Source organism: Streptomyces sp. NPDC055013 (assembly GCF_053608645.1).
Map to the genome: position 1 here is coordinate 46963 of NZ_JBSGVW010000016.1, position 25548 is coordinate 72510.

A 25548-nucleotide genomic window follows, 5' to 3' on the forward strand; every position below is an offset into this window, starting at 1 on the left:
TCCCTCGCTAGTCAAACTTGACTACCAGCTCGAAGCTAATACCCGAGACGAACTTAGTCAAACTTGATTAGCCCACGGACCTGATCAGCTCTGATCCTCGGGGTGCCGCTCCCCCGACGCGTACGGGTTCTCCTGGTCGTCGGCAAGGATCCCGACGAACGGATCGCCCTCGCCGGAGAAGGTGTAGGCGCCTCCCCGGATGCGTTCGATCAGCCCGCGAGTCCACTCGGCGCCGGTGTCCGCGGAGTGGACCCAGAAGTTCATGATCTCGCCGATGTGGCCGAGCTGGGCGGGGCCCTCCTCGGGCGTGTAGTACTCCGTGACGGCCTTGCGCCACCCCTCGATGCTGCGCACCCGCTCCTCCAGGAGGGCGAGGACTTCCTCGCGGTCCAGGTCGACCATGAAGCCGAGCGCGGCGGTGAGCACGTCCGGCCGCTGGTCGTAGGCCGTGAGGTACTGCCGCACCAGCCCGAGGTACTCCTCGGTGCCCTGCTGCGTGATCTCGTACTCCGTGCGCGGCGGCCCGCCGGCCGTGGACGGCGCGATCTCGTGGGCGTGCAGCAGCCCCTGCTTCGCCATCTGCTTCAGGGCGTGATAGATCGAGCCGGGCTTGGCATTGGACCACTCGTGCGCGCCCCAGTACTCCAGGTCGTTGCGCACCTGGTACCCATGGGCACGCCCGTGCTGCCGGACCGCGCCGAGCACGAGAAGACGGATCGCTGACATGCGGTCCAGATTAGGGCGGCGGGCGGCCGGGGCCGAGGTCAGCCCCGGGAAGCCCGCTGTTCACCCTCAGTCACCCTCAGAACGGGAAGCCGCTCCTGCCGTGCTGCACCGAGATCCACTTCGTCGTCGTGAACGCGTCCAGCATCGTCTCGCCGTTCAGACGGCCGAGGCCGGAGTGCTTCTCGCCGCCGAAGGGGACGATCGGCTCGTCGTGGACGGTGCCGTCGTTGACGTGAAACATGCCGGTGTCGATCTGCTTGGCGAACGCGACGCCCCGCTCGACGTTGCCGGTGTGGACGGCGCCGCTGAGACCGTACGGCGTGTCGTTGACGAGGCGTACGGCCTCCTCCTCGCCGTCGAACGGGACGAGGAAGGCGACCGGGCCGAAGACCTCCTGCTTCAGCAGGGGCGAGTCGGCCGGGAGGCCGGTGAGGACGGACGGCTCGACCAGGTTGTCCGTCGTCGTGCCGTGCACCAGGGCCGTCGCGCCCTCCGCGATCGCCTGCGCGACGGTGGCCGAAATGGCCTCCGCCTGGGAGGAGTTGATGACCGGACCGATGACGGTCTCCGGGTCGCGCGGGTCGCCGGCCTTCAGGGTCTTCACCTTGGCGACGAACTTCTCGGTGAACCGGTCCGCGACCGAGCGGTCCACGAGGACACGGTTGGCGGCCATGCAGACCTGGCCCTGGTGGACGTACCGGCTGAAGACCGCCGCGTCGACCGCGTAGTCGATGTCGGCGTCGTCCAGGACCACCAGCGCGCTGTTGCCGCCGAGTTCGAGGACCGAGCGCTTGAAGAGCGAGGCGCAGACGGTGGCGACATGGCGGCCGACCTTGTCGGAGCCGGTGAAGGAGATGACCTTCGGGACCGGGTGCTCGATGAAGGCGTCGCCGATCTCGGCTATGTCCGTGATGACGACGTTGAGGAGACCGGCGGGCAGGCCCGCGTCCTCGAAGATCTTCGCCACCAGGGAGCCACCGCAGATCGGGGTGTTCTGGTGCGGCTTCAGCACCACGCCGTTGCCGAGCGCGAGGGCCGGGGCGACCGACTTGATGGAGAGGAGGAAGGGGAAGTTGAAGGGGCTGATGACGCCCACGACGCCGACCGGGACGCGGTAGACGCGGTTCTCCTTGCCGTCGATCGGCGACGGGATGATCTTGCCCTCGGGGCGCAGGGACAGGTGAACCGCCTCGCGCAGGAACTCCTTGGCGAGGTGGAGCTCGAAGGCCGCCTTCAGCCGGGTGCCGCCGAGCTCGGCGATGATCACCTCGGTGATCTCCTGCTCGCGGTCCTCTATCAGGCGCAGCGCCTTCTCGAAGACGGCACGCCGGGCGTACGGATTGGTCGCGCCCCACTGCTTCTGGGCGCGGGCGGCGGCCTGGTAGGCGTCGTCGACCTCGTCGACCGTGGCTATGGTGATCGACGCCAGCTTCTCACCGTCGTACGGGTTGAAGTCGATGATGTCCCAGGAGCCTGTGCCCGGGCGCCACTCACCGTCGATGTACTGCTGAGCCAGGTCGGTGAAGTAGGACGACATGTGATCCCTCAATCCCTAGCGGACACCGATCGACTGATCACGGAAGTCTTGACCGGCTTTGACCGGCTCTGATCGCCTTGATCGACTCGATCACCTAGACCGCCTTCACGGTCTGATCACACGTCATCGTACTTGTGTTTCAAGAGAGTTGAAGGAGACCCCGGAGAAGATCCCGGCTCTCGTCCGGACCGGGGCTGTCCTGCTGGAGCTCCTTCAGTGCCTTCTCGTACTGGGCGACGTCCTCGTGCTTGTCGAGGTAGAGCGCGCTGGTGAGCTGCTCCAGGTAGACGACGTCCGACAGGTCGGACTCGGGGAAGCTGAGGAGGGTGAAGGCACCGGACTCACCGGAGTGACCGCCGAAGCCGAACGGCATGATCTGCAGCCGCACATTGGGACGCCCGGAGATCTCGATCAGGTGCTGGAGCTGGCCGCGCATCACCTCGCGGTCACCGTACGGACGGCGCAGGGCGGCCTCGTCCAGGACGATGTGGAACTCGGGGGCGCTCTCGTCGACGAGGTACTTCTGCCGCTCCAGGCGCAGCGCCACGCGCTTTTCGACGTCGGCCTTGCTCGCGCCCTTCATACCGCGCCGGACGACCGCGCGGGCGTACGCCTCGGTCTGCAACAGGCCGTGCACGAACTGCACTTCGTACGCGCGGATGAGGCTCGCCGCGCCCTCCAGGCCGACGTACGTGGGGAACCAGCTGGGCAGGACGTCGGAGTAGCTGTGCCACCAGCCCGCGACGTTGGCCTCGCGGGCGAGGGAGAGGAGCGAGGCGCGCTCCTGCTCGTCCGTGATGCCGTAGAGCGTCAGCAGGTCTTCGACGTCACGCGTCTTGAAGCTCACCCGGCCCAGCTCCATCCGGCTGATCTTCGACTCGGAGGCGCGGATCGAGTAACCCGCCGCCTCGCGCGTGATCCCGCGCGCTTCCCGCAGTCGCCTCAGTTGCGAGCCGAGCAGCATGCGCCGCACCACCGATCCGGGCTCTCCCGCGCTCACGTTCGCCAGCCTCCCCAACCGTCTTCAGGGCCCGCAGTCTGCCACTAAATCACTTCGAGCAGTACTCGTCCGATTACAGAGACGGAAAGAAGACAAGGATTCCTCTCAGGAAGAGGTGAGGGATGAGCAAGGAGAGGCGCTGAAGTTGGCGGAAAAAATGGCCAACAAGCGGTACGGGAACGGCCAATTCGGTCACGTGCACGTGCATCTGCCCTTGCATCTGCCCTGCGCATCCGAAACCATGGTCCCGCGCAACCGCTGCATCGCAACGACCGCGAACTCCCGGGAGTGCCTCGCATGGGGACGAATGGATCGACCATGCTCGAGCCGTTACGGCAGGGCCTTCCGCCGCTTGATCCCGCAGCCGTCTCCAACGCCGCCTCCTGTGCACTGCCCGCCCGCTACGAAGCGGTGCGTGAGGCGCGGAAGTTCACGCGTCGCACCCTGGATCAGTGGGAACTGGGCGATCGCTTCGACGATGTGTGCCTCGTGGTCTCGGAGTTGGTGACCAACGCGCTGCGACACGCCCTGCCGGCGAACGCGCAGCGTGTGCACGACCAGGCACCGCCGGTGCGGCTGCATCTGATGCGGTGGACCGAGCGGCTGGTGTGTGCGGTGCGCGACCCCAGTCATGACAGCCCGGTCGCGCGCGATTCCGACGACTTTTCGGCGGAGTCGGGGCGGGGGCTGTTCCTTGTGGACTCCTTCAGCGACAGCTGGGGGTGGCATCCGCTGGCCGGGGCGCTCAACGGCAAGGTGGTGTGGGCGCTGTTTCGGCTTCCGGCGCCGCAGGGGGGTTCGGGGGCGGCGGAATGATGTGCTGCGGCGTGTGCTGGCGTCGCGATTCTACGCGCGTTACATAGGCCGTTTCGTGCGGATATGCGCGGTTGGCGTGTGCTCGACTGCCCCTCAGCCCGCTACCAAGTGGTCGAACTCGCCGTCCTTGATGCCCAGGAGCATCGCTTCGATCTCGGCGCGGGTGTAGACGAGGGCCGGGCCGTCCGGGAAGCGCGAGTTGCGCACGGCGACGTCACCGCCGGGGAGCCTCGCGAACTCCACGCAGGAGCCCTGCGAGTTGCTGTGCCTGCTCTTCTGCCAGGCCACCCCGTTCAGATCCGTGGCTGCCATGCCGTTGTACACGTCGTGGTCCACAGGTCGCTCCCCGGTGGTGTTCAGTGGTGTGCGTCCGGATCATAGCTCTGTTCACGTGCAACTGCATGAGCAGATGCACGTGCACGGGGGGTGTTCCTGTGGTTACTCCTGTGACGTACGCCGGGCGGTATGCGTTCCAGCGCTTCCCTCGCGTGCCCCGCGGATCGCGTCGCAGTCGGGAGCGGTCCCTCGTGTATTAGGAAGAGACGCGCTACGGGGCGCTGATGTTCCAGCGCCGTGACGGCAATTCAGCCCACGGGGTCAGCGGGTGGCGTACGGAAGCAGGGCCATCTCCCTTGCGTTCTTGATGGCTTTTGCCAGGTCTCGTTGCTGTTGGACCGTCACCCGGGTGACACGGCGGCTGCGGATCTTGCCTCGGTCGGAGAGGAAGCGGCGGAGGAGGTCCGTGTCCTTGTAGTCGATGTAGGTGATGCCGGCCTGGTCCAGGGGGTTGGGGCGGGACTTCGTGGGCTTGCGCTCGGGCTTGCGGGGCATGGGGGTCAGACCTCCAGGAGGGTGTCGAAGGCGGATGGGAGTTGCTTCCAGGCGGTGCGGCCGGCGGCGTACTCGGCGTCGGTCAGGAGGCAGGATTCGAGGAGTTGCTCGAGGCCGTCGCGGTCGAGGGCGGGTGAGGTGAAGACCAGGTGCTGGCAGCAGTCGCCGTGCTCGGGGTGCCAGTCCAGGGCGGCGGCGGCCCGGCGTACCGGCGGGACCATGTCCCAGGCCGCGTCGGGGAGTGAGGCGAGCCATGGGCCCGCGCTCTCCACGCACAGGGCGCCGCCCGCCGCGTCCCAGTGCAGTAGCACGTCGGGCTTGTCGGCGAGCCAGAACCGGCCACGGCTGCGGGCCGCCACGCAGGTCAGGTCCTCCAGCGCCGCGTACAGCCGCTCCGGATGGAAGGGGCGGCGGCGATGCCAGACGAGGGTGGAGACGCCGTGCGCGTCGGCCTCGGCGGGGAGCAGGGCGCACGCCGGGTGCTGGGCGGCGTCGGCCGCCTCGACGTCGAAGCCGGCCAGGGCCGCCCGGGCGAGGGAGGACAGCGGGCGTCGGCGCGGGGCGGGCACCGTCAGGTCGTCGATCGGGACCTGGCGGGCCGTCGGGTGGAGTTGGGCGAGAAGTTCGCGGTCCTCGTCGTCGGCCTCCGGCGAGGCGGTGACGGCGAGGACGGGAGCGTACTCCAGCTGGCGCGCGAAGGTGTCGGCGACCGTGCGCTGATCGGTCGCCGCCGCTGCGAGGCCGCGCTCGGCCAGGTCGTCACCGTTGCCCAGAAAGGGCAGGACCAGCGCCGGGTCGACCGCGGTGAGCACGCCGGTGACCGTGAGCCCGCCTGCTGTGACCACCTCGGCCATGGCCTTCGGTTCGACCGAGTCCCACAGTTCGACGATCGCCATACGGGTGCCGCCGGCGTCCCGGATGCGCAGGAGTTCCGGCACCAGATCCTCACGCAGCGCGCAGCAGGCGCAGTCGTTGACGAGCGGCGCCTCGCCGGCGCTGACGATGCCGGTGGCGTCGCGGATCGTCCGTACGACCGTGCCGGCGGCGGCCGTGGCCAGGTCGTGGTGGAGTACGACGCTGTCGGGGACGTCGGCGAGCAGCCGTGCCACGGCCTCTTTGCGGGCGTCGGCGTGCAGACCGCCGACGATCACGACGGAGAGTTCGGGCACCGGGTCAGCCCTGCTTCCCGTAGCGGCGCTCGAAGCGCTCGACTCGGCCGGCCGTGTCCATGACGCGGGCCGTGCCCGTGTAGAAGGGGTGGCTGACGTTCGAGATCTCGACGTCGACGACGGGGTAGGTGGCCCCGTCCTCCCACTCGATCGTTTTCTCGCTGGTCATCGTCGAGCGGGTGAGGAAGGCGTGGTTCGCGGCGCGGTCGCGGAAGACGACGGGGCCGTAGGACGGGTGGATTCCGTTGCGCATGGCGGTGCTCAGCGCTCCTCTCGGAAGTCGACGTGGCGGCCGGCGACCGGGTCGTACTTGCGCAGGGTCATGCGGTCGGGGTCGTTGCGGCGGTTCTTGCGGGTCACATAGGTGAAGCCGGTTCCGGCGGTGGACCGGAGCTTGATGACCGGGCGGAGTTCGTTGCGTGCCATGCTGCTATCTTACTGAAAATGAATTCCATTAACAGTAGCGAGCGAGGAGAGGTGCGTCACCCGTGTCCGCCCACTGCATGCTGACCGGCGCCCGGCCCGGCTTCGGCAACACGATTTCCCACTCCCATCGGCGGACCTCCCGCCGCTTCGACCCCAACATCCAGAGCAAGCGCTACTGGCTGCCCGGCGAGGGCCGGTATGTGCGGCTGCGGCTGAGCGCCAAGGGGATCAAGACGGTCGACGTGATCGGCGTCGAGGCGGCCGTCGCCCGGATCCGCGCCCGGGGGGTGAAGGTCTGATGGCCAAGAAGAGCAAGATCGCGAAGAACCGGCAGCGACAGGAGGTCGTCGAGCGGTACGCCGCCCGGCGGGCCGAGCTGAAGGAGATCATCCGTCGGCCCTCGTCCACGGATGCCGAACGGCTCGCCGCCCGGCGGGAGCTGAGCAGGCAGCCGCGGAACGCGAGCGCCACGCGCGTACGCAACCGCGACCAGGTGGACGGGCGGCCGCGCGGCTACTTCCGTGCCTTCGGGCTGTCCCGGGTGGGTCTGCGGGAGCAGGCGCATGCCGGGTATCTGCCGGGTGTGCGCAAGGCGTCCTGGTAGGTACGGCACGTTCCGGAGCTTTGGACCGGACTCCCTGGTAACTTGCAGCGGGCGTTTCGGCCACATGGCCGACTCGGCCGTATGCCGACCGCTACAGCTTGGGAGCTTCCAGTGACCTCGGCGACTTTCTCGCGTACGCGCACGATGTCCGGCCGGCGGATGCGGGTCGCGGCCACGGCCGCGGCCCTGGCCGGCGCGCTCGCCCTGACCGGGTGCAGCGGCGACGGCGACTCCGACGCCAAGGACGGCTCCTCGGCCGACCCCTCCGCGACGGCCGGTGCGGACACCGGCGGCGGTACGGGAGGGGGATCGGCGTCCGCCTCCGGTGAGCTGGAGGGCAGCTGGCTCGCCACGACCGACGGCAAGGCCGTCGCGCTCGTCGTCACCGGCAAGCAGGCCGGGCTCTTCGCGACCGGCGGGACCGTGTGCAGCGGGACCGCCGGCGAGGAGAGCGGGATGAAGATGATCCGCCTGAAGTGCACCGACGGCAGCAAGGGCCGGGCGACCGGGATGGTCGACTCCGTCGACAAGTCGCGGCTGAAGGTGACCTGGGAGGGCGACCTCGGCGCCGAGACGTACACGAGGGCGGAGGGCGGGAAGCTGCCGACGGGGCTGCCTACGGCCGGTCTGGGATCGTGATGTTTCATCGGTGACGTCCGCCCGATCAGTGCGGTGAGCGCTTCCGATCCATGCGGCGGTCACCGATGACCGGTGCGGAGATCGCCGCCCGCTCACCGACGCCACCCCCCAGAGGACCCATGCGCGCCACTTCCCTCCCCGTCGCCGCCCTCGCCGCGGCCCTCCTCCTGACCGCCTGCGACGACGGCGGGGACGGGGGCGGCAAGAGCAAGGACAGCAAGGCCGGTTCCGCGTGTGTCGGCGAACTGGCCGTGCGGTTCGGGCCCGCCAACGCGGCCCCCGCCGCCGGGGACACCGGCAACGTCCCCGTCACGGTCACCAATCGCGGCGACGGCGAGTGCGTCCTGGTCGGGCTGCCCGCCGTCGAGTTCGACGCGGGTGGCACGACGATCTCCGTCGCGGCGGACGAGGGTGCCGGGGCCGCCGCGTCGACGAGAACGACGCTCGTGAAGGAGGCCTCCACCTCCTTCGCCCTCACCTATGTCCGGGGCGAGGAGGGCAGCGGCAAAAGCCTCGCCGTGGACACGGTCAAGGTCCGGCTGCCCGGTCCACCAAGGCGCAGAGCTTCAAGTGGTCGTACGGCGATGTCGCGCTGAAGAGCGACGGGAAGGCGCCGGACGCCTCGGTGAGCGGGTTCCAGCGGACCGGCGACTGACGCCGGTCCGGCGGTTCAGCCGAGCCGCCGACGGGGGGCCACCTGCGCCCTTTCGGCCGCCTCCGACCCCTCCACCCAGCCCGCCTCGTCACTGACGCCGCGCAGGCGGGTCGTGGTCGTCTCCGGGAACATGCGGTCCAGGCGGTCGGTGACCGCCACTTCGCGGGTGGCGAGCACCGGGAGCAGGTCCTGGGTCACCTGCGACTGCGCCGCCTCGGCCAGGCGGGTGCCGATGCGGTGGGCGTAGGCCGCCAGGAACGACTGGCGGAAGGTCTTGGTCCGCTTGCGGCCGCCCGCCCGCTGCGCCGCCTCCGCCTTCGTCATCGCCGTCTGGGCCTGCACGAGGAGCGAGGTGTGGAGCAGCTCGACCACCTCCAGGTCGGCCTCGAAACCCACGACCGTGGAGAAGGCGAACGGTTCGTTCCACACCGCACGGCAGTGGTTGGCGGTCGCCACCGCGTCCAGCAGGACCGCCTTCGCCTGTTCGTACGGCGGTTCCACACCGATCCGGCAGGCGCCGGGGGCGTCCTTCGCGCCCTGCGTGCGGGTCGAGAGCAGCGCCTCGTCGACGCTGTACCGGGCCATCAGCTCCTGGGCCTTGGCACTGAGCGCCTCCGCCTCCTCCGGAAACCCGGTCGCCTCCGCCTTCGCGAGCAGCGCGCGGATGCGGGTGAGCATGCGGGACTCGGATCCCGGGCGCCGGGCGGTTTGGCCGGCCGGCTCGGCCGGCTCGTCGAGGGGCTCCAGCGCGGGCAGGCGCAGCAGGAGGCGGTACAGCTCCAGGACGGCGGTCGCGTGCGAGAAGCGGTCCGTGCGGGGCGGGGCCTCGGCGGGCAGGTCGTCGAGCTGGGCGTGCCAGCGGGGGCCGCGGGGGCGGTCGTACGGCCGCTGCGCGTGGATCAGCGCCGAGAGCAGCCGTACGTGTACGTCCTCCAGCTCGCGCCGTACGAGCCGTACGACATCGGCGGGCTGCCAGCCGCGTCGCCAGGTGGCCGCGACGAACTCCTGCCCGCGTTGGGCGAGTTCGGCGTCCGCGGTGGGGTCCGCGGCGAGGAGGGAGGCGCCGGTGTCGAGGGCGGTGTCGGTGTCGGCGTAGAGGGCGTGCTCGAAGGCCCGGTCGACGGGGCCGGGCGTACCGCTCGAACTGTTCGTACTGCTCACCTGGCGATGGTGCCACGGGGCGGACGCCACGCCGACGGGACCGCCGGGGAAGCCCTGCGCACCCGGCCGGATGGTGTCAACCACGGGTTGACACCTCTGGACTGTCAACCTACGGTTGACACATGTCGACGAACCCGACCATCACGTCATCCGTACGTCTCGACGAACTCATCGCGGCCATCAAGAAGGTCCACCAAGAACCCCTCGACCAGCTCCAGGACGCGGTGATCGCCGGCGATCACCTCGGCGAAGTGGCCGACCACCTGATCGGCCACTTCGTGGACCAGGCCCGGCGATCGGGCGCCTCCTGGACCGACATCGGCAAGAGCATGGGCGTCACCCGGCAGGCCGCGCAGAAGCGGTTCGTGCCGAAGGAGTCGATCGACCTCGACCCCCAGCAGGGCTTCGGCCGCTACACGCCACGTGCCCGGGGCGCGGTGGTGGCCGCCCACAACGAGTCCATCGCGGCCCGCAACTCCGAGGGCCGGCCGGAACACCTGGTCCTCGGCCTGCTGGCCGACCCCGACGGCCTGGCCGCGAAGGCGATCACGGCGCAGGGCGTGCTCCTGGACTCCGTACGCCAGGCCGCCACCGCGGCGCTGCCGCCCGCCGTCGACGAGGTGCCCGAGCTCGTCCCCTACGGCTCGGACGCCAAGAAGGTGCTGGAGCTGACCTTCCGCGAAGCTCTGCGCCTCGGCCACAACTACGTCGGCACCGAGCACATGCTGCTGGCCCTGCTGGAGTTCGAGAACGGCACCGGCGTCCTGTCCGGCCTCGGCCTCACCAAGCAGGCGGTCGAGGACTACGTCGTCGAACTGCTCTCGAAGTTCCTGCAGAGCGGTGAGCAGACGAGCAAGGAGTCCCGCGAGCAGGGCGAGGCCGGCGAGGCGCAGGGCTGAGGCCGTTGTCAGACCCGGGTGCCACACTCGCAGCATGACCGACCGGTGGGCGCTCGCTCCGGCCGAGGACGGTGGCGTGGAGGTCGCCCCCCTCGGTCCGGACGGGCTGCCCGCGGGGCCGGTGCGCCGGGAGGCGGATCTCGCTCAGGCCGTGCGGGGACGGCCCGATGTCGCGCGGTGGGTGTGGCGGTCCACCGCCGAGGTGTATCCACGTCTGCTCGCCACGGGGGTGCGAGTGGAGCGGTGTTACGACATCGAGGACGCCGAGACCCTTCTCCTGGGTCACGAGGGGCGGTCCGGGGAACCGAGATCGGCCGCCGCGGCCCTCGCCCGGCTGCGCGGGCGCCCCGTGCCGCCCGATCCGCCCCAGCGGTCCGCCGAACGCGGCTCGCAGTCCTCGCTCTTCGAGCCGCAGGCGGTCCACGTACCGCTCGACGACCTCGTCGAGGTCTACGCCGACCAGCAGCGCCGACACGACAAGGCCGGGCATCCGGAGCGGATGCGGCTGCTGACCGCGGCCGAGTCGGCGGGGATGCTGGTCGCCGCCGAGATGAACCGGGCCGGGCTGCCGTGGAGCGCCGAGGTGCACCGCCGGGTGCTGCACGAGATGCTCGGTGAGCGGTATGCCGGGGGCGGGGAGCCGCGGCGGCTGGCCGAGCTGGCCGACGAGGTGTCCGCGGCCTTCGGCCGCCGGGTGCGGCCCGATCTGCCCGCGGACGTCATCAAGGCCTTCGCGCAGGCCGGGATCAAGATCAGATCGACCCGTCGCTGGGAGATCGAGTCCCTCGACCATCCGGCGGTGAAGCCGCTCGTCGAGTACAAGAAGCTGTACCGGATCTGGGTGGCCCACGGCTGGTCCTGGCTGCAGGACTGGGTGCGCGACGGGCGGTTCAGACCGGAGTTCCTCGCGGGCGGGACGGTGACCGGGCGGTGGGTGACCAACGGCGGGGGCGCGCTGCAGATCCCGAAGGTCATCCGGCGTGCCGTGGTCGCCGACCCGGGCTGGCGGCTCGTGGTGGCGGACGCCGACCAGATGGAACCGCGGGTGCTGGCCGCGATCTCCCGTGACCCCGGGCTGATGGAGGTGGCCGGACGGGAGACCGACCTCTACCAGTCGGTGTCGGACCGCGCCTTCTCGGGCGACCGCGCCCAGGCCAAGCTCGCCGTGCTGGGTGCCGTCTACGGCCAGACCTCCGGCGACGGGCTCAAGAACCTCGCCGCGCTCAGACGCCGTTTCCCCAAGGCGGTGGCCTACGTCGACGACGCGGCGCGGGCCGGTGAGGAGGGGCGGCTCGTGCGGACCTGGCTGGGGCGGACGTGTCCGCCGGCGGCCGGTGCGACGGACGACGCCGCCGAGGAGGCGGGCATTCCGGTGCCGGACGCGCAGGACGAGCCCGCCGAGGGCTCCGGGCCGCAGGAGTGGGGGCGGGGCTACGCCTCCACCAACGCCCGCGCCCGGGGCCGCTTCGCCCGCAACTTCGTCGTCCAGGGCAGCGCCGCCGACTGGACCCTGCTGCTGCTCGCGGCGCTGCGGCGAGCCTGCGCGGACATGGCGGCTGAACTGGTCTTCTTCCAGCACGACGAGGTGATCGTGCACTGTCCCGAGGAGGAGGCCGAGACGGTCGTGACGGCGATCCGGGAGGCGGCGGAGCTGGCGGGGCGGCTGACGTTCGGGGAGACGCCGGTGCGGTTTCCGTTCACCACGGCGGTGGTGGAGTGTTATGCGGATGCGAAGTGATCACCGGGTGTGGTCCAGCAGGAGGCGGAGCTCCTCGACGACCGCCTTCTCGTCGGTGCCGTCCAGCAGGTCGAGAGCGGTGCGCCACTCGGCGTGCGCGGCCTGGACACGGCTCAGTTCCCGCAGCAGCAGGCCGTACTGGTGCCGGGCCAGGCCGCCCATGTAGCGGTCGGCTCGGGCGTCGGCTCGGGTGAGGAGTTCTGCGCAGGCGTGGGTGGCGCGGTCGGTGTGGCCGAGGAGACGCAGGGCGCGGACCAGACCGAGGCGGGTCTGGGACTCGCCGTGCCAGTCGCCGTGGCCGCCGAGGATGCGCAGGCTCTCCTCGAAATGCGCGGCGGCTGCCGCCGGTTCGCCGAGGGTGAGGTGGGCGTAGCCGATGTTGCAGCGGGCCGAGTGCTGCACGATGACGTTGCCGATCTCGTCTCCGATGGCGAGTGAGCGGCGATGCTGCTCGATGGCGGCCCTGGGGTCGGTGTGCTCGTACAGGTTCCCGAGGTGGCTGTAGGTCACCGCCTCGCCGTGCGGGTCGTTCAACTGCCTTGAGTACTCCAGGCTCTGGCGCAGCGCCTCCCCCGACTCGTCGTAGCGGCCGAGCCCTTCGAGCAGCAGGCCGCGGTTGTTGAGGCAGCGGCGCATCCAGGAAACGACTTCGAGATGCCGCCAGATCGTCAGGGCGCGGTCGTTGAGGTGCAGCGCCTCGGTGTGGCGGCCGGTCAGGAAGTGCAGACCGGCTAGGTCGCCCAGGGCGTATGCCTCGGCCGCTTCGTCGCCGAGCCGCGTCGCCAGGCGCAGTGCGGTCCGGCCCAGTAGCTCCATCTCGGCTACGTGGCCGCTGCGTTGGAGGTAGGGGAAGAGGAGGCGGATGAGGGTGGAGAGGGGGCCGGTGGTTGCGGTCGTGGCCGTGGCCGTGGCCGTCCGGGGGTTGGGGCCGTCGTCGCCGTACTGCTCCACCAGCGCGACGATGTTCTCCAGTTCCGAATCGCCCCACGCGAAGGCGGCTTCGGGGCTGGGGAAGACGGGCACCGTGGCGACGGTCGTCGTGTGCCCGGGCGGTTGGGTCGGGGTCGGGCGACGGCGGTCGTCCTGGTCGAGGCCGGGTTCGACGATGGCGGTGAGGGTGCGTTCGGCTACGGCGGCGTACCAGCGCAGGGCGGTCTCGGTGACGTCGGCTTCGCCCTCGGCGTCCGCTCCGGCACCGGCGAGCTCGCGGGCGAAGTCGCGTACGAGGTCATGGGGGGCGTAGCGGCCGTACGCCGTCTCCTCCAGGAGGGCCACGTCCACGAGTCGGTCGAGTGCGGCTTCGGCGCGGCGTTCGTCGGTGCCGGTCAGGCGGGCCAGCAGGGGTGCGCCGTACGCGGGCAGGTCGAGGGCGCCGATGCGGCGCAGGGCGAGAGCCGCGTCCCGGTCGGCCTCACGTTCGGAGGCGGCGAGGGCGTCGTGGGCGACTGCGAGGGAACGGCGGACGCTCAGGTCGTCGTACTCCAGGTGATGCAACCGGCTCTCGGCTGCGGCCAGTTGCCCGGCCAGCATGTCGGGGGTGAGCGCACTGCGGGCGGCGAGCCGGGCAGCGACGACACGGAGGGCCAGGGGGAGGCCACCGGTTAGGGCGATCAGGGGGTGGGTGGGGGGTGTGGGGGCCTCGGTGGTCGGGGCTGGGCGGCCCTCGGTGGTGGGGACTGCGGCTTCGCCGCCAGGTGTGCGGGCATGGGTGTCGGGTGCGGGGTCGTTGCCGGTGAGTGGTTGCGCTTCGATGGCGGGCGGGCAGCCGTCGTTGGTGGGCGCGGGGCCGTCGCCGGCCGGTGCCTGGGCCGCGCCGCCAGGCGTGCGGCCACAGCCGGTCGGTGCGGGTCCGTCGTCGGTGGGGGATTGCGCATCGCGGCTGAGCGCGCGGCCGTCGTCGGTGGGCGCGGGAAGCTCGCCGGCCGGTGCCTGGGTTTCACCGCCGAGCGTGCGGCCACAGCCGGTCGGTGCGGGGCCGTTGCCGGTGGGGGCTTGCGCATCGTGGCTGACCGTGCGGCCCTCGTAGGTGGGCGCGGGAAGTTCGCCGGCCGGTGCTTGGGCTTCGCCGCCAGGTGTGCGGCCACAGCCAGGGGCTGCGGGCCCGTTGCCGGTGGGGGCTTGCACGTCGCGGCCAGGCGCGCGGCCATCGTCGGCAGGCGCAGGGCCGTCACCAGCGAGCGCTTGACCGTCGCCGACCCGCGCCTGGGTTTCACCGCCGAGCGTGCGGCCACAGCCGGTCGATGCGGGGCCGTTGCCGGTGGGGGCTTGCGCATCGTGGCCGGGCGCGCGGCCGTCGTCGGTGGGCGCGGGAAGTTCGCCGGCCGGTGCTTGGGCTGCGCCGCCAGGCGCGCGGCCACAGCCAGGGGCTGCGGGCCCGTTGCCGGTGGGGGCTTGCGCATCGCGGACGGGCGGGCGGCCAACGTCGGCAGGCGCCGGGCCCTCGCCGACCTGTGGCTGCCCTGCGCCGCCAAGTGTGCGGCCAGGGCCGGTCGGTGTGGGGCCACAGCCGGTCGGTGCGGGGCCGTCGTCGGTGGGCGCAGGGCCCGTGCCGCCCGACTCGCCGCCCCCGCTACCGGTCGCCGGGGCGTCGCCTGCGGAGGCACGGCGCTCGTCGGCAGGTGACTGCGTCTCGACGGCGTCGGTCTGGTCGCCGGTGTCGGCGGTCCCCCGTCCAACGGGGCGGTCGGGCTCGGTACGGGCATCGCGGCCGTCGTTGACCTGGCGGAAGCCGCCGTGGAAGCCGTCGCGCCCCGAAGCCGCGCGTAGCAGCGCCGCGCTCTCCTCGGCGGTGAGGGGCGTCAGCGGGAAACGGCGGACGCCGTCCAGGGCCGTCAGCGGGGAGCGGCTGGTGACGATCACCGCGCAGCCGGGGCCCGCCGGGAGCAGTGGGCGTACCTGGGCGGCGTTCGCGGCGTCGTCCAGGAGCATCAGCGTGCGGGTAGGGGCGAGCAGCGAGCGCAGCAACGCGGCGGCCGCGTCCGGGTGTTCGGGTATGGAGCGGGGGTCGGCGCCGAGGTCGCGAAGGAGTGCGGTGAGGGCTTGGCCGGGGGTGAGCGGGGGCATGCCGGGGGTGGCGCCGTGCAGGTTGACGTAGAGCTGACCGTCGGGGAAACGATTCGCCAGCCCATGGGCGGCCTGCAGCGCGAGGGCGCTCTTGCCGACGCCGGGCATGCCGCTGAGGACGGCGACGGTGATCGTCGGGGTGGGTGCGGTCGTGGGGGCGAGGGTGCGGCGCAGGTCGGTGAGTACGGCCGTACGGCCCGTGAAGTGGGCTGGAGGTGGGGGAAGTTGGGCGGGGCGGGGCGGTCGGGGTGGGCCGGCCGGGGCGTCCCCCTCAGGGAGGGCATCGCCTTGCCCGGGTCGCCGGGTGGTGTCGTCATCGCGCGTAGCGTCAGGGTTCACGGCGTTGTGGGGCACGTCGCCGACCTGGGCAGCGGCAGAGCCGACGGCACCGCGCGCCGGGTCGCCGCCCCCACGCTCCGAACCCCCGCGCACCAATGCCGCGCGTCCTCCCTCCGAACCCGCACGCAACACCTCAACATGCGCCTCCCGCACCCCCACCCCCGGCTCCACCCCCAACTCCTCGATCAGACGCGTGCGCAGATCACGGTGGACGGCCAGGGCCTCGGCCCGTCGGCCCGTGCGGTGGAGGGCGAGCATCAGGTGGCGGTGGAAGGACTCCCGTAGGGGATGTTCGGCGGCCAGGGCCGCAAGCTCGGGTACCAGGGCGTCGACGCGCGGCCCGGCCACGCTCAGCTCGGCGTCGTAGCGCCACTCCAGGAGCAGGAGCCGCGCCTCCGCCAGGCGCTGGACGAGCGCGTAGCCGCCCACCTCGGCGGGCAGGCCGGCCAGGGGCGTGCCGCGCCACAGTGCGAGCGCTGCCGTGCTCTCGCGCAGCGTGCGCTCCCAGTCCCGGCCGGCATGGGCGACGCGGGCCGCGGCGACACCGGTGACGAAGACGTCGACGTCCAGTTCGCCCTCGTCGACGCGCAGGACATAGCCGGGCGGTGCCGCCCGCAGCCGTTCGGGGTCGTCGAGAAGTCGCCGTAGCCGGGCCACGTGGTTGTGCAGCGAGGCCCGCGCCGACGGGGGCGGCGCCCCGCCCCACAGCACGTCCGTCAGCGACTCGACGGAGACGACCCGGCCACCTTCGAGCAGCAGCGTGGCGAGCAGGGCCCGCACCTTGGGGCTGCGAATGGTCCGGACGGCACGCTCGGACACGCTCGGCGCGTCGTCGCCGGGGCTCCGGCCGGCACAGGACTCGGAGGAGCCGTCGTCCGCCCCGGCCTCGAACACGACCGCCGGCCCCAGCAGTCCGAACCGCAGCCCGTACCGCTTCACGCCGCCACTGCCTTCCCACGCGACGGGCCCGCGCCCTTGTGTGTGACCTATGTGCAACCCATGCACAGCCCATGTACGACGGTTTCCCGCCACACCCTTCACGACGCTACTCGGCCACGAACCGTTCCACCCAGGTCGTCTCCCGTCACCGTCCGTCGACTTCACGCCAACTGAACGGCGCCGAAACGGAGCATCGTTGGCCACATGTTAGCGATCCGTTGGTGTGGCCTGATGTGATCACTTCATCGGATCTGGCCCGACGGTGCGCGCGTACGACGCGTAACTCGGGGGAGTGTCGCCGCCGCGGCCGGATTCGGGGACGTATGCGGGTCCCGGTCGTCGGAGGTGAGCGACCGGGACCCGCGTCCCCATCCCCTCCCCGGCCCGGCCCGCTCGTGGCCCTAGATGACCGGCGGCCGTCCCAGCCGGCACAACCGCCACACCGTGTGCCATCGCATGGGCCGCCGCTCACCGGCCGGTTCCCGTACGCCCTCCAGGAAGCCGCCGAACCAGGCGCGCAGGCCGGCGAGCGACGATCGGTTGCGTACGAGGGTGAGGAGCACCCACAGCCCGAGATGCACGGGAATCAGCGCGAGGGGCAGTCGGCGGCGGGTCAGCCAGACCCGGTTGCCTCGGGGCGAGGTCCGGCTCAGACCCGCAGCGGGTTGGAGCACGTGGCCGCCATCAGGTACCAGGCGGTGGCCCCCACGTGCCGATACGGGTAGTACCCGAACCCGAACCCCGTGTCGAGCGGGCTGCTGGCCGACACGACCCCCGCCCGCTCCGGAAGTGCCCGCCCGCCGACGGTCTGCCACCCACCCAGCAGGTCCTGGGCCCGCTCGATGGAGTCGAGCAGCCGCCGCGCCCGCGCCTCGTCACCGCGCCGGTGCCGGTCCCGCAGGGCGAGCGCGAGGTGGGCGGTCCCCTCGAACCAGACGGCGTTGCGGTCGGGCTTGGGCTGGGAGTCGGCGATGGGGGCGTCCTCGTCGGCGAGGAGACTGGCGGAGCTGAAGGTGACGCCGTCGTACGACTGCCCCGCCGGCACTGTGCTGTTGCGTCGCGCGGCGTGGTCGAGGACGGCCAGTTCGCGCGCGGCCCAGTCCAGCGACCGGGCGTGGGCGCGGGAGTCGAGGGCGAGGTGGGTCCAGGTCTGGGTGTCCTCGGGGATCGGCGACTTGTTGACGGTCACCCCGTCGTTGGTTCCGGTGTAGAAGAAGCCGCCGGCCGGCTCCCACATCCTCATGACGAACGCCTCGGCACGCGCCCGCCGCGCCGCCCACCCCCTGTCCCCCGTGAGCCGGGCGAGCCGGCCGAAGAGGCAGAGGAGGTCGGTGTTGTGCTCGGTGGAGGTGAAGGGCAACTTCTCGTCGGCGCCGTTGACCCCGAACTTGTATCCACCGAGGGGTTCATCGGTACGGCCGTTCCGCTCGATCCACTCCCCGATCCGCACGGCACCGCCCAGGAACCGCCGCTCCCCCGTCCGCCGCGCGAGCGCACTGAGCGCGATCCCGGCCCAGGCCATGTCCCCCACGGCCGTACCCGTGAACCCGAACTGCGTTCCGACATTGACGGCCCCGTCCGCCCGCACGAACCCGTCCGGCTGCCGTGAGCCGTCGTAGAAGGTGTACGGCCCGACGTTGTACCCCTGCCGAAGCCGACCGTCGTCGTGCACCGGGTCGTGCTGCTGGGCGTACAGCAGCGCGTCCCCGAGCAGGACCGCGCGGCCGCGCCCGTCTGCGGTGCGGATGGCGAGGAGGGCGAGGATCGCGAGGGCGTTGTCGTAGGTGAAGGCGGTGCTGAACAGACCGGCTTCATCGCTGTAGCTCTGGGCGAGACGGATGGGGCCGTGATCGGGGTAGGCGTCCATGGCGGCGGCGAGGAAGGCGAGTCCTCGCCGCCGAGGGGATGCGGAAGGCATGGCGTGAGCGGCGCCGGCGCCGGTCCCCGCGAGGGCCGCGACGCCGAGGCCCAGGCCGGTACCCATGAGCGCGCGGCGACTGAGCGCCGGCCCCTGCATGCCGTTCACGCGGTTCATGCGATTCATGTCGTGCATGTGGTTCATGCCGTTCATGCCGTTCATGGGTCTCCCTCGCCTCTGAGAGCGCTCTCAAGGATGCGGGCTCATTCTGCTGGCGCGCGCGGGGCGGGTCAATGTCCTTGACCTTTCCAGCAGTTGACGATGGAGAGCCCCGGCCAGCCGGGGGATTACCGGCCGGGGCAGCTCAGATTCGACCGGCACCGCCCGGACGGTCGAAACGCTTCATGCGCTCCAGCACCTGGTCCGCGTTCGGCTGCTCGATCTCGTCGACGATGCGGCCGTCGGCCAGGAAGACCACACGGTCCGCGTACGCCGCGGCGGCGGGGTCGTGCGTGACCATGACGATCGTCTGACCCATCCGGCGCACCAACTGGCCGAGCAGGGACAGGACTTCGGCGCCGGAGCGGGTGTCCAGATTTCCGGTGGGTTCGTCCGCGAAGATGATCTCGGGACGGCCTGCCAGGGCGCGGGCACAGGCCACCCGCTGCTGTTGGCCGCCGGAGAGCCGGCCCGGACGATGCCGGAGCCGGTCCAGGAGGCCCAGGGCCGTGGTGACCTGCTCCAGCCACTGCGGCTCCGCACGGCGTCCGGCAATGCCCAGGGGCAGGGTGATGTTCTCGGCCACGGTCAGGGTGGGCAGCAGGTGGAACGACTGGAAGATGAAGCCGATCCGGTCCCTGCGTAACCGGGTCAGCTGCCGGTCCGAGAGCCGGGAGAGCTCCAGGTCACCGATCCGCGCGGACCCGGAGGTCGGCGAGTCGAGGCCGGCGAGGCACTGCATCAGGGTGGATTTGCCCGATCCGGAGGGCCCCATGATCGCGGTGAACCGGCCGCGGTGGAAGGAGACGGTGACACGGTCGAGCGCGGTGACGCCGCGCGCACCGTTGCCGTGCACCTTGGTGAGGTCGACGGCGGAGGCCGCCGGGAAACCGTGTGCCTGCTGTGTCGTGCCGTGGTGGAAGGGGGCCGAGGTCATGTGACGCTCCTCGTGAGTGACGCGGGTACGGACGGGGGCCCGAGCGGTGGTGTCCGCAGGCCGGTTCGGGCGGCGAGCAGCGCGAGGACACGGGCGCTCAGGGACCGGGCGTCGCCGCCCGCTCGTCCGTAGTGGCCGGTGTTCTCCTGATGGTCGAGGAGGAGGGGCGACTCACCGGAGGTGGCTTCCTGCAGCGCGGCGCAGAGTTTCCAGGCATGCCACGGTCGCACCCGGGCGTCGTTGCCTCCGGTGATGAAGAGCGCGGCGGGGAGGGCGTCACCGTCGCGGACATGGTGGTACGGGGAGTACGTCAGGAGTGCTCGCAGCGCGTCGGGGTCGGCCGGATCCCCGTACTCCGCACTCCACAGCGGTCCGAGTCCGCCCACGTGGTAGCGCGCCATGTCGGTGAGCGGGGCGGCGCAGGCGACGGCCGAGAAGAGGTGGGGCGCACGCACCAGGGCCGCGGACAGGACGAGGCCGCCGTTGCTGGCCGCGAGCGCGGCGAGTCGGCCGTGGCTCGTCTCTCCCTCGGCCTGGAGCGTTTGTGCCGCCGCGCACAGGTCGTCGACGGTGTCGGACTTCCCCGGACCGCGTCCTGCGGCCGCCCAGTCGTTCCCGAACTCGCCGCCGCCTCGGGCGTGGACCCAGGCGATACGTCCGCCGGCGACGAGCCAGGCGGCGAAGATCGGGTCCCAGGAGGGTTCGAGAGGGACGCCGAAGCCGCCGTAGACCGTGACCAGAGTGGGTGCCGGTTCGTGCCGGGTGCCGGTGGGCGGGTCGCAGATCGTGATGGGGACGGTGGTTCCGTCCCGGGAGGCGGCCGTCAGCGTGCGCAGAGCGGATCGCGGGGACGGCGGTTCGATGGGCGCCCTGGAGGTGACACGCCTGCTCAGCGCACCGTGGTGAGGGTCGTCGGCGAGGAGCCAGAGGGAGTCACCGGGGTGTGCGTCCCTGTCGTAGGACGTCGGGCCGAGACGCAGGCGGGCGGGCCAGGTGAAGCTGTGGGCCGGTGCCTCGCCGGTATCGGTGCCCAGGGGAGAGCCGGCCGCCTCGACCGCACGCCGGATGTCGAGGCGGCGCACGGTCCCGGACTGCCTCAGCACGGCGAGGTGGGGATCCGTACGGGCACCCAGCACGCGCAACGCCCGGATGCCACCGGCCGATGCGGGTTCCGGATCGGAGTCGGACGCGAGTCGGGCGGGCTCGGTCACGGCCGCGTTCGCGACGCGGGACAGGTCCAGTACGAACAGGTCGCCGTCGTGTGCGGCGACGTAGGCCTCGTCGGTGCCGAGCGCGACGGCCGTGACGCGCAGGTCGTCGAGGGGCAGGGGCTGCCAGTCGGGGGTGCCCGTCCCGCTCCAGCGCGTGCACCACCAGCGGGCTGTCGAGGAGCCCGAGGACCGGGTCCTCAGCAGCAGATGGCCCCCTGCGCCCCCGTGCAGCGACAGCCGTACGGGGCCGGCGACGGGGAGTTCGACGGTTCGCGTGCTGCCGTCGCCGAGACCGTGGGCGTGCAGCGTGTGTTCGGTGCGCGTGCCCGAGCTGTACAGCAACAGCCCGTCGAGGAAGGCGATGGCCGGGTGCGGCGACGCGTCGGAGAGCTCTCCCGGTTCCCCGGCCGGGCCGACCGGTATGAGGTGCAGGCCGCCGTTCTCGTGTCCGTCACGGTGCAGCTGCGCCACGACCACGCGCCCCGTCGGATCGGGCTGCCAGCCCGCCAGGCGGCTGACGGCAGAGTTCCCGCTCGTGCCGAACAGCTCGCGACCGGGGCCGCTGTCACCGGACTCGGAGCATGTCAGTGACTCCCCGCCGTTCTCGGTGAGTTCATGCCTGAAGAGCATCCCTCCGGCCTCCACCGGCGGCGTGAGGGGACGGCCCGTCGCGGACGTTTCGATGTCGGTGAGGACGTGCCGCCAGATCGCCTCGGCGTCCTGCTCCCGGCGGGAGTGGCGCTCCAGCAGGGTCCGTTGGAGCGCCAGCCAGGAACGTGTCCGCGGGGAATCGCCGTCCTCCAGCCAACGAAACGGATCGCGAGGACCGTCGACGGCCGGCTCGGGCACGGCACGGTCGGCCGCCGGTGCGGTGTCAGCCATGTTTCACCTCCATGGGCTCTTCCTCGAACTCCCCGGGCGCATCGCTCGTCGCCGCGTGCCGCGTCGCGATGAAGCCACCGCCGACCGCCAGCAGCAGCACCACCACGGCGGCGCCCGCGACCGTCGGCGTCAGGCCGAACTGATGCGATCCGGCACCGGCCAGCGCCGGCCCGAAAGGCGCGACAGCCTGGGAGAGGAACCCGCTGCCGCTGTGCACACGCCCTTGCAGACGGGGCGGAGTGATGCGCATCTGGGTCGAGGTGATGATCACCGTGATCACGGGGCCCGCCGCGGTGGCGGCGGCCAGCAGCAGCGCTGCGCCCCATGTGCTGTGGACCGTCGCGAACCCCAGCAGCGCGGCGGCCACGACGCCGGTGGCACAGGCGATGCCGGGTCCCGCCGGGAGACGCCGTGCCACCGGAGCCGCGACGACGGAGCCGGCCAGTGCTCCGGCTCCCAGGGCGGCGGTCTGCACGCCGATGCCGAGGCTGCCCGCGCCGGAGCCTTCGGCCGAGGCGATGATGACGATCAGCAGGCCGTTGAACACCAGGTTGAGCACTGTCGCGTTGAGTGCGCCGTAGCGCAGGAACGGCGAACGCCACAGGAAGCGAAGCCCTTCCGCCACCGCCTTCAGAGGTGGTTGCTCAGCACTTCTGGGACCCGCCCCCGCGGGCAGCAGCGCGGCGAAACAGGCCGCCACCAGGTAGGTGCCGGCGTCGGCCGCGAACACCCAGGCGGCGTCGACCTTGAGCAGCACGCCGCCCGCCAGCGGACCGGCGATCATGGCGACGGCCGCCCGGCTCTGGATCAAGGCCAGGGCCCTGGGCAGCAGTTCGGCGGGGACGAAGTTCCGTACGGCGACGTTCTCGGCGGGTGCGAGTGTGCTCCCCACCGCGCCCAGCAGGAAGGCGGCGCCGAGGAGAACCCCCCATCCTGCTTCGCCGACGGATTCCAGCGCGGCGAGCGTTCCCAGGACGAGGGCACCGGCACCGTTGCAGGCGAGCAGCAGGCTCCGGCGTTCGTACCGGTCCGCGAGGACGCCGGCGGGCAGCCTGGCCAGCACGATTCCGAGCGACAGCGCGGTGCTGATGAATCCGGCGAGCCGTACGTCCGCGCTGTTGTGGAAGGAGACGACGGGCAGCGCGATGACCGAGGCGGCCGTACCCACGGCGGACGCCGACTCACCGAAGTACAGGAACCAGAACAGCCTGCCGAGCCGCCTTCGCGCATTCCTGTGCCCACCCGGCTCGGTCATGCCGCTCTCCTCGCGAACTGCTCCTGCACGTTGGACATGGGGTGAGCGGTCATGGCCGACGGCACGCCGACCGCGAGAGCCGCGGCGACCAGCACTCCGACGGTCCACGGCACGTCGAAGCCCGGCAACGCTCCGGCGCCGAGGACGATGGACAGCGGAACAAGGCAGGTCACAGCCGTGACGGCGGCCAGGACCACGCCGACCACGGTGGCGCCGGCCGCCTCGTACAGGACACAGCGCAGCAGCTGGAACCTGCCGAGCCCCATCGCCCGCAGCTGGGAGCGCTGCGCGCGGCGGTCTCGCTGGGCGAGCGAGGAGGTGTTAGCGGCGGACAGCAGCGCGTAGCCCGCGACCACGGCCACGATCAGACGGGAGGCCAGGTCGTCGGCGGGGTTGCGGGGGCTGAGATCGGCCAGGTACCCGGCCCGTGAGGCGACCTTCTGGCCCGGCTCCCTCGGCCAGGACCGGAACTCGCCGGTGAGCAGGATGCGGTCGGCGTACGGAGCCGGAGTGTGGTCGAGGGCGGTGGAGCGCGGGATCACGAACTCCGGGAAGGCGAGGTCGCGTTCATAGACGGCGACCAGGGTCAGCGTCCGGTGCGACCCGTCGGCCAGGGTGAGCCGCGCCTTGTCGCCGACCCGCCAGTGGTGCCCTTCGGCCTGTATGGCTCCGGCCGCGAAGGAGCCCTCGCCAAGATCCCCCAAGCTCCCTTCACGCACGTCGAGATCCACGACCCCGGCCAGCGCGCGGCCGTCCACGCCCCACGCACTGGTGGCCGCGGGCTGGTCGTCGAAGGAGGTCGCAGGGGCGGTGACCTCCGACGCCACCAAGGGCGTGGCCGCTCCCCCGGGGAACGGCCGTGCCGTCGCGGGGAGGCGGTGGCCCGGTTCTGCGGTGACGACACCGGCGGCGCGCAGTCCCTCCTGGGTCTGCCGCTCCACCGTCCGGCCGATGGTGGCGCCCGCTCCCAGCAGGGACACGGCGACGCCGACCGCCAGCAGGACCGGTACCGCCATCGCCGTCGTACGCGCCGGGGTGGCCCGCAGCCCGGCGGCGGCGATTCGTCCCACGCGCGGGTCCAGGATCCGCATGGCCCAGCAGGCAGGAACGACGAGCGAGGGCACGATCCACGGAGCGAGTACGGCGAGGGTGGGGATCACCATCAGCGCCAGGCCGGGAGCCATGGCGCCCCGCACCGTCGCGGGCAGGTCCATGAACGCCATGACGAACAGCAGCGGGACGCAGAGGGTCAGGGCCATCGCAATGCCCGTCACCAGCCGCGCAGTACTGCGAGAGGAGGCCACCGACAGCTCCGCGTCCTTGAGCAGGATCCCCGGGCTGACCCGGCCCGCGGCCAGTACGCCGGCCATGGCCGCCAGCAGCCCCACTCCGGCCGTGGTGAGACAGACGACGACCGCCGTCCACCAGATCTGGTCGGCCGGTGGGAGGGGAGCCGACGCGGGAAACAGCTCCCGCTCCACCAGCAGGTCCCTGCCGAGGTGGGCCAGCGGCACCATGCCCACGGCGGCACCCACCGCGGCTGCGAGAAGGGCGAGGCTCACCACGTCGACAGCTACGGAGCGGCGCAGTCCGCCGGCGGTGACCCCGAGGGCGCGCAACACGGCGAACTGGGCCAGGCGTTGCCCCGTCCACAGCGAGACGGTCGAGCCGATCACGATGACCGCGGACATCAGCAGCATGGACAGCAGGAGCGAGAGAACGTTCCGCGCGTCCAGGGCGGTGTCGGCCGCCACCGAGTTCTCCGGGAAGTCCGGCAGGCCGGCGCCGATGAACAGCAGCGCGCACGCGCCCACCCCGGCCGCCGTCGTCGCGCAGGCCAGGGCCGCACCGGCGACTCTGCCGGGGTAGGCCCGCACTTCGGAGACGAACAGGCGGCGCATGCTCGTGGTTCCGGCAAGGGGCTGTGGGGTGCGAGACGCCGCAGGCACGGTTCTCTGTCCTCCGCGGGGAGCATAAACTGGGAGGAGCCCGGGGAGGCCACCCTCATTGTGGCCTCCCCGAACTCGCTTCTCGGAACGAGTGGATCCGGTGACTGCCGTGTGTCAGTGGCACACGACGATGCTGACGGAGCTCACGGGAGCGTCGACGACGATCTCTTCGTCCAGCTCCTGCAGAGCCAGCACGTGCAGCATGCGAAACACCTCCTCGTTCCCTCGAAGCAAGCGATCACTTCCTACGACGTCGGTGCCGTGCCTCAGTGGCAGGCGACGACGCTGACGGAGCTCACGGGAGCGTCGACGACGGTCTCCTCGTCCAGCTCCTGCAAGGCGAGAACATTCAGCATGGGAAGTCACCTCCTTCTGTGCTGAGTCGAGGGGTGAAAAGTCCCGGCCAGCGCCGGCTGTTCACCTCAGTGGCAGGCGACCACGCTGACGGAACTCACGGGAGCGTCGACGACGGTCTCCTCGTCCAGCTCCTGGAGAGCCAGAACGTTCAGCATGCGAAACACCTCCCTTCTCAACTCGCCGGGCCGTCCGACGTTCGACGGCGGTCGAACGTCTGCCTCAGTGGCAGCCACCGAGGCTGATGGTGCTGATCGGGGCGTCGACGACGGTCTCCTCGTCGAGCTCCTGAAGGGCGAGAACGTTCAGCATGCGAAACACCTCCTTCCGCAATGGGTCCA

Annotated in this window: 26 protein-coding genes and 1 pseudogene; 7 read left to right on the forward strand and 20 right to left on the reverse strand. The window is 71.5% G+C overall.

The features are described from left to right. Positions 1 to 84 precede the first annotated feature (84 nt). The 3 genes from ACWGDB_RS21375 to ACWGDB_RS21385 form a co-directional block, all read right to left on the reverse strand. Positions 85 to 726, reverse strand: a complete 642-nt coding sequence (locus ACWGDB_RS21375; RefSeq protein ID WP_453823843.1) for a PadR family transcriptional regulator — start codon at positions 724 to 726, stop codon at positions 85 to 87. A 76-nt stretch (positions 727 to 802) separates the two neighbouring features. Beyond that, the gene (locus ACWGDB_RS21380) at positions 803 to 2263 is read right to left on the reverse strand and encodes an aldehyde dehydrogenase family protein (protein WP_453823844.1); all 1461 of its coding nucleotides are present in this window, start codon (positions 2261 to 2263) and stop codon (positions 803 to 805) included. Between the two features lie 139 nt (positions 2264 to 2402). Beyond that, the gene (locus ACWGDB_RS21385; RefSeq protein ID WP_453823930.1) at positions 2403 to 3227 is read right to left on the reverse strand and encodes a helix-turn-helix domain-containing protein; all 825 of its coding nucleotides are present in this window, start codon (positions 3225 to 3227) and stop codon (positions 2403 to 2405) included. A gap of 333 nt (positions 3228 to 3560) precedes the next feature. Here ACWGDB_RS21385 and ACWGDB_RS21390 point away from each other — a divergent pair, with 333 nt between their 5' ends. Further along, complete coding sequence (locus ACWGDB_RS21390) at positions 3561 to 4079, forward strand: ATP-binding protein (RefSeq protein WP_453823845.1); 519 nt, start codon at positions 3561 to 3563, stop codon at positions 4077 to 4079. A 93-nt stretch (positions 4080 to 4172) separates the two neighbouring features. Here ACWGDB_RS21390 and ACWGDB_RS21395 read toward each other — a convergent pair whose 3' ends face one another. The 5 genes from ACWGDB_RS21395 to rpmG form a co-directional block, all read right to left on the reverse strand. Further along, positions 4173 to 4391, reverse strand: a complete 219-nt coding sequence (locus tag ACWGDB_RS21395) for a DUF397 domain-containing protein (RefSeq protein WP_217207196.1) — start codon at positions 4389 to 4391, stop codon at positions 4173 to 4175. A 285-nt stretch (positions 4392 to 4676) separates the two neighbouring features. Beyond that, positions 4677 to 4910: a 30S ribosomal protein S18 gene (rpsR, locus tag ACWGDB_RS21400; RefSeq protein ID WP_453823846.1), complete on the reverse strand. Its 234-nt coding sequence runs from the start codon at positions 4908 to 4910 to the stop codon at positions 4677 to 4679. A 5-nt stretch (positions 4911 to 4915) separates the two neighbouring features. After that, complete coding sequence (locus ACWGDB_RS21405; protein ID WP_453823847.1) at positions 4916 to 6079, reverse strand: CobW family GTP-binding protein; 1164 nt, start codon at positions 6077 to 6079, stop codon at positions 4916 to 4918. Between the two features lie 4 nt (positions 6080 to 6083). Further along, positions 6084 to 6332 carry a type B 50S ribosomal protein L31 gene (locus ACWGDB_RS21410; protein ID WP_328425145.1) on the reverse strand — a complete coding sequence of 83 codons (249 nt, stop codon included), beginning with the start codon at positions 6330 to 6332 and terminating at the stop codon, positions 6084 to 6086. 8 nt (positions 6333 to 6340) lie between these two features. Beyond that, the gene (gene rpmG / locus ACWGDB_RS21415; protein WP_015658813.1) at positions 6341 to 6505 is read right to left on the reverse strand and encodes a 50S ribosomal protein L33; all 165 of its coding nucleotides are present in this window, start codon (positions 6503 to 6505) and stop codon (positions 6341 to 6343) included. A 62-nt stretch (positions 6506 to 6567) separates the two neighbouring features. On the opposite strand from rpmG, the gene rpmB reads away from it, so the two are divergent. From rpmB to ACWGDB_RS21435, 4 genes are all read left to right on the forward strand, one after another. Next, a complete protein-coding gene (rpmB, locus tag ACWGDB_RS21420; protein WP_453823848.1) occupies positions 6568 to 6804 on the forward strand; it encodes a 50S ribosomal protein L28 in 237 nt (78 codons plus the stop codon). Continuing rightward, positions 6804 to 7109, forward strand: coding sequence for a 30S ribosomal protein S14 (gene rpsN / locus ACWGDB_RS21425; protein WP_328880172.1), 306 nt, complete (start codon positions 6804 to 6806; stop codon positions 7107 to 7109). Before rpmB ends, rpsN begins: the two co-directional genes overlap by 1 nt. 159 nt (positions 7110 to 7268) lie before the next feature. Then, the gene (locus ACWGDB_RS21430; protein ID WP_453823931.1) at positions 7269 to 7748 is read left to right on the forward strand and encodes a hypothetical protein; all 480 of its coding nucleotides are present in this window, start codon (positions 7269 to 7271) and stop codon (positions 7746 to 7748) included. A 119-nt stretch (positions 7749 to 7867) separates the two neighbouring features. Then, on the forward strand, positions 7868 to 8344 hold the full coding sequence (locus ACWGDB_RS21435; RefSeq protein WP_453823849.1) for a DUF4232 domain-containing protein: 477 nt from the start codon (positions 7868 to 7870) through the stop codon (positions 8342 to 8344). Positions 8345 to 8418: 74 nt separating this feature from the next. On the opposite strand, the gene ACWGDB_RS21440 is transcribed toward ACWGDB_RS21435, so the two are convergent. Continuing rightward, complete coding sequence (locus tag ACWGDB_RS21440) at positions 8419 to 9594, reverse strand: DUF2786 domain-containing protein (protein ID WP_453823932.1); 1176 nt, start codon at positions 9592 to 9594, stop codon at positions 8419 to 8421. A gap of 92 nt (positions 9595 to 9686) precedes the next feature. Between ACWGDB_RS21440 and ACWGDB_RS21445 the strand changes: the two genes are divergently transcribed. Further along, the gene (locus ACWGDB_RS21445) at positions 9687 to 10463 is read left to right on the forward strand and encodes a Clp protease N-terminal domain-containing protein (protein WP_453823850.1); all 777 of its coding nucleotides are present in this window, start codon (positions 9687 to 9689) and stop codon (positions 10461 to 10463) included. A gap of 34 nt (positions 10464 to 10497) precedes the next feature. Then, positions 10498 to 12201, forward strand: a complete 1704-nt coding sequence (locus ACWGDB_RS21450) for a bifunctional 3'-5' exonuclease/DNA polymerase (RefSeq protein ID WP_453823851.1) — start codon at positions 10498 to 10500, stop codon at positions 12199 to 12201. Here the strand turns inward: ACWGDB_RS21450 and ACWGDB_RS21455 are convergent, their stop codons facing one another. The 11 genes and pseudogenes from ACWGDB_RS21455 to ACWGDB_RS21505 all read right to left on the reverse strand — a co-directional run bounded on the left by ACWGDB_RS21455 (position 12202) and on the right by ACWGDB_RS21505 (position 25519). Continuing rightward, positions 12202 to 16542, reverse strand: a complete 4341-nt coding sequence (locus ACWGDB_RS21455) for a BTAD domain-containing putative transcriptional regulator (RefSeq protein WP_453823852.1) — start codon at positions 16540 to 16542, stop codon at positions 12202 to 12204. It lies immediately after the preceding gene. 401 nt (positions 16543 to 16943) lie between these two features. After that, positions 16944 to 17171: pseudogene (locus ACWGDB_RS21460) on the reverse strand (glycosyltransferase family 2 protein); the annotation flags it as partial. Between the two features lie 20 nt (positions 17172 to 17191). Continuing rightward, a complete protein-coding gene (locus ACWGDB_RS21465; RefSeq protein WP_453823933.1) occupies positions 17192 to 18577 on the reverse strand; it encodes a Tat pathway signal sequence domain protein in 1386 nt (461 codons plus the stop codon). 187 nt (positions 18578 to 18764) lie between these two features. Then, entirely contained in the window at positions 18765 to 19556 is a 792-nt protein-coding gene (locus ACWGDB_RS21470; RefSeq protein WP_453823853.1) for an ABC transporter ATP-binding protein, read from the reverse strand. Then, a complete protein-coding gene (locus tag ACWGDB_RS21475) occupies positions 19553 to 21649 on the reverse strand; it encodes a prolyl oligopeptidase family serine peptidase (RefSeq protein ID WP_453823854.1) in 2097 nt (698 codons plus the stop codon). Before ACWGDB_RS21475 ends, ACWGDB_RS21470 begins: the two co-directional genes overlap by 4 nt. Then, the gene (locus ACWGDB_RS21480; protein ID WP_453823855.1) at positions 21642 to 22904 is read right to left on the reverse strand and encodes an MFS transporter; all 1263 of its coding nucleotides are present in this window, start codon (positions 22902 to 22904) and stop codon (positions 21642 to 21644) included. The genes ACWGDB_RS21475 and ACWGDB_RS21480 overlap by 8 nt, the downstream gene beginning before the upstream one ends. Next, positions 22901 to 24805, reverse strand: a complete 1905-nt coding sequence (locus ACWGDB_RS21485; protein ID WP_453823856.1) for an FtsX-like permease family protein — start codon at positions 24803 to 24805, stop codon at positions 22901 to 22903. The genes ACWGDB_RS21480 and ACWGDB_RS21485 overlap by 4 nt, the downstream gene beginning before the upstream one ends. Positions 24806 to 24967: 162 nt before the next feature. Beyond that, the gene (locus ACWGDB_RS21490) at positions 24968 to 25057 is read right to left on the reverse strand and encodes a class III lanthipeptide (protein WP_453823857.1); all 90 of its coding nucleotides are present in this window, start codon (positions 25055 to 25057) and stop codon (positions 24968 to 24970) included. Positions 25058 to 25119: 62 nt separating this feature from the next. Continuing rightward, on the reverse strand, positions 25120 to 25209 hold the full coding sequence (locus ACWGDB_RS21495) for a class III lanthipeptide (protein WP_453823858.1): 90 nt from the start codon (positions 25207 to 25209) through the stop codon (positions 25120 to 25122). 66 nt (positions 25210 to 25275) lie between these two features. After that, positions 25276 to 25365 carry a class III lanthipeptide gene (locus tag ACWGDB_RS21500; protein WP_453823858.1) on the reverse strand — a complete coding sequence of 30 codons (90 nt, stop codon included), beginning with the start codon at positions 25363 to 25365 and terminating at the stop codon, positions 25276 to 25278. 64 nt (positions 25366 to 25429) lie between these two features. Continuing rightward, complete coding sequence (locus tag ACWGDB_RS21505; protein ID WP_360295057.1) at positions 25430 to 25519, reverse strand: class III lanthipeptide; 90 nt, start codon at positions 25517 to 25519, stop codon at positions 25430 to 25432. Between the last annotated feature and the right edge of the window lie 29 nt (positions 25520 to 25548).

Excerpts from the sequence above, each read along its gene's own strand:
- ACWGDB_RS21380 (WP_453823844.1), bottom strand. The coding sequence starts at position 2,263 with ATGTCGTCCTACTTCACCGACCTGGCTCAGCAGTACATCGACGGTGAG.
- ACWGDB_RS21465 (WP_453823933.1), bottom strand. The coding sequence starts at position 18,577 with ATGAACCGCGTGAACGGCATGCAGGGGCCGGCGCTCAGTCGCCGCGCG.
- ACWGDB_RS21470 (WP_453823853.1), bottom strand. The coding sequence starts at position 19,556 with ATGACCTCGGCCCCCTTCCACCACGGCACGACACAGCAGGCACACGGT.
- ACWGDB_RS21480 (WP_453823855.1), bottom strand. The coding sequence starts at position 22,904 with ATGACCGAGCCGGGTGGGCACAGGAATGCGCGAAGGCGGCTCGGCAGG.
- ACWGDB_RS21495 (WP_453823858.1), bottom strand. The coding sequence starts at position 25,209 with ATGCTGAATGTTCTCGCCTTGCAGGAGCTGGACGAGGAGACCGTCGTC.
- ACWGDB_RS21435 (WP_453823849.1), top strand. The coding sequence starts at position 7,868 with ATGCGCGCCACTTCCCTCCCCGTCGCCGCCCTCGCCGCGGCCCTCCTC.
- rpsR (WP_453823846.1), bottom strand. The coding sequence starts at position 4,910 with ATGCCCCGCAAGCCCGAGCGCAAGCCCACGAAGTCCCGCCCCAACCCC.
- ACWGDB_RS21485 (WP_453823856.1), bottom strand. The coding sequence starts at position 24,805 with ATGCGCCGCCTGTTCGTCTCCGAAGTGCGGGCCTACCCCGGCAGAGTC.
- ACWGDB_RS21450 (WP_453823851.1), top strand. The coding sequence starts at position 10,498 with ATGACCGACCGGTGGGCGCTCGCTCCGGCCGAGGACGGTGGCGTGGAG.
- ACWGDB_RS21445 (WP_453823850.1), top strand. The coding sequence starts at position 9,687 with ATGTCGACGAACCCGACCATCACGTCATCCGTACGTCTCGACGAACTC.
- ACWGDB_RS21375 (WP_453823843.1), bottom strand. The coding sequence starts at position 726 with ATGTCAGCGATCCGTCTTCTCGTGCTCGGCGCGGTCCGGCAGCACGGG.
- ACWGDB_RS21490 (WP_453823857.1), bottom strand. The coding sequence starts at position 25,057 with ATGCTGCACGTGCTGGCTCTGCAGGAGCTGGACGAAGAGATCGTCGTC.
- ACWGDB_RS21430 (WP_453823931.1), top strand. The coding sequence starts at position 7,269 with ATGCGGGTCGCGGCCACGGCCGCGGCCCTGGCCGGCGCGCTCGCCCTG.
- ACWGDB_RS21390 (WP_453823845.1), top strand. The coding sequence starts at position 3,561 with ATGGGGACGAATGGATCGACCATGCTCGAGCCGTTACGGCAGGGCCTT.
- rpmG (WP_015658813.1), bottom strand. The coding sequence starts at position 6,505 with ATGGCACGCAACGAACTCCGCCCGGTCATCAAGCTCCGGTCCACCGCC.
- ACWGDB_RS21385 (WP_453823930.1), bottom strand. The coding sequence starts at position 3,227 with ATGCTGCTCGGCTCGCAACTGAGGCGACTGCGGGAAGCGCGCGGGATC.
- ACWGDB_RS21475 (WP_453823854.1), bottom strand. The coding sequence starts at position 21,649 with ATGGCTGACACCGCACCGGCGGCCGACCGTGCCGTGCCCGAGCCGGCC.
- ACWGDB_RS21410 (WP_328425145.1), bottom strand. The coding sequence starts at position 6,332 with ATGCGCAACGGAATCCACCCGTCCTACGGCCCCGTCGTCTTCCGCGAC.
- ACWGDB_RS21395 (WP_217207196.1), bottom strand. The coding sequence starts at position 4,391 with ATGGCAGCCACGGATCTGAACGGGGTGGCCTGGCAGAAGAGCAGGCAC.
- ACWGDB_RS21505 (WP_360295057.1), bottom strand. The coding sequence starts at position 25,519 with ATGCTGAACGTTCTCGCCCTTCAGGAGCTCGACGAGGAGACCGTCGTC.
- rpsN (WP_328880172.1), top strand. The coding sequence starts at position 6,804 with ATGGCCAAGAAGAGCAAGATCGCGAAGAACCGGCAGCGACAGGAGGTC.
- ACWGDB_RS21500 (WP_453823858.1), bottom strand. The coding sequence starts at position 25,365 with ATGCTGAACGTTCTGGCTCTCCAGGAGCTGGACGAGGAGACCGTCGTC.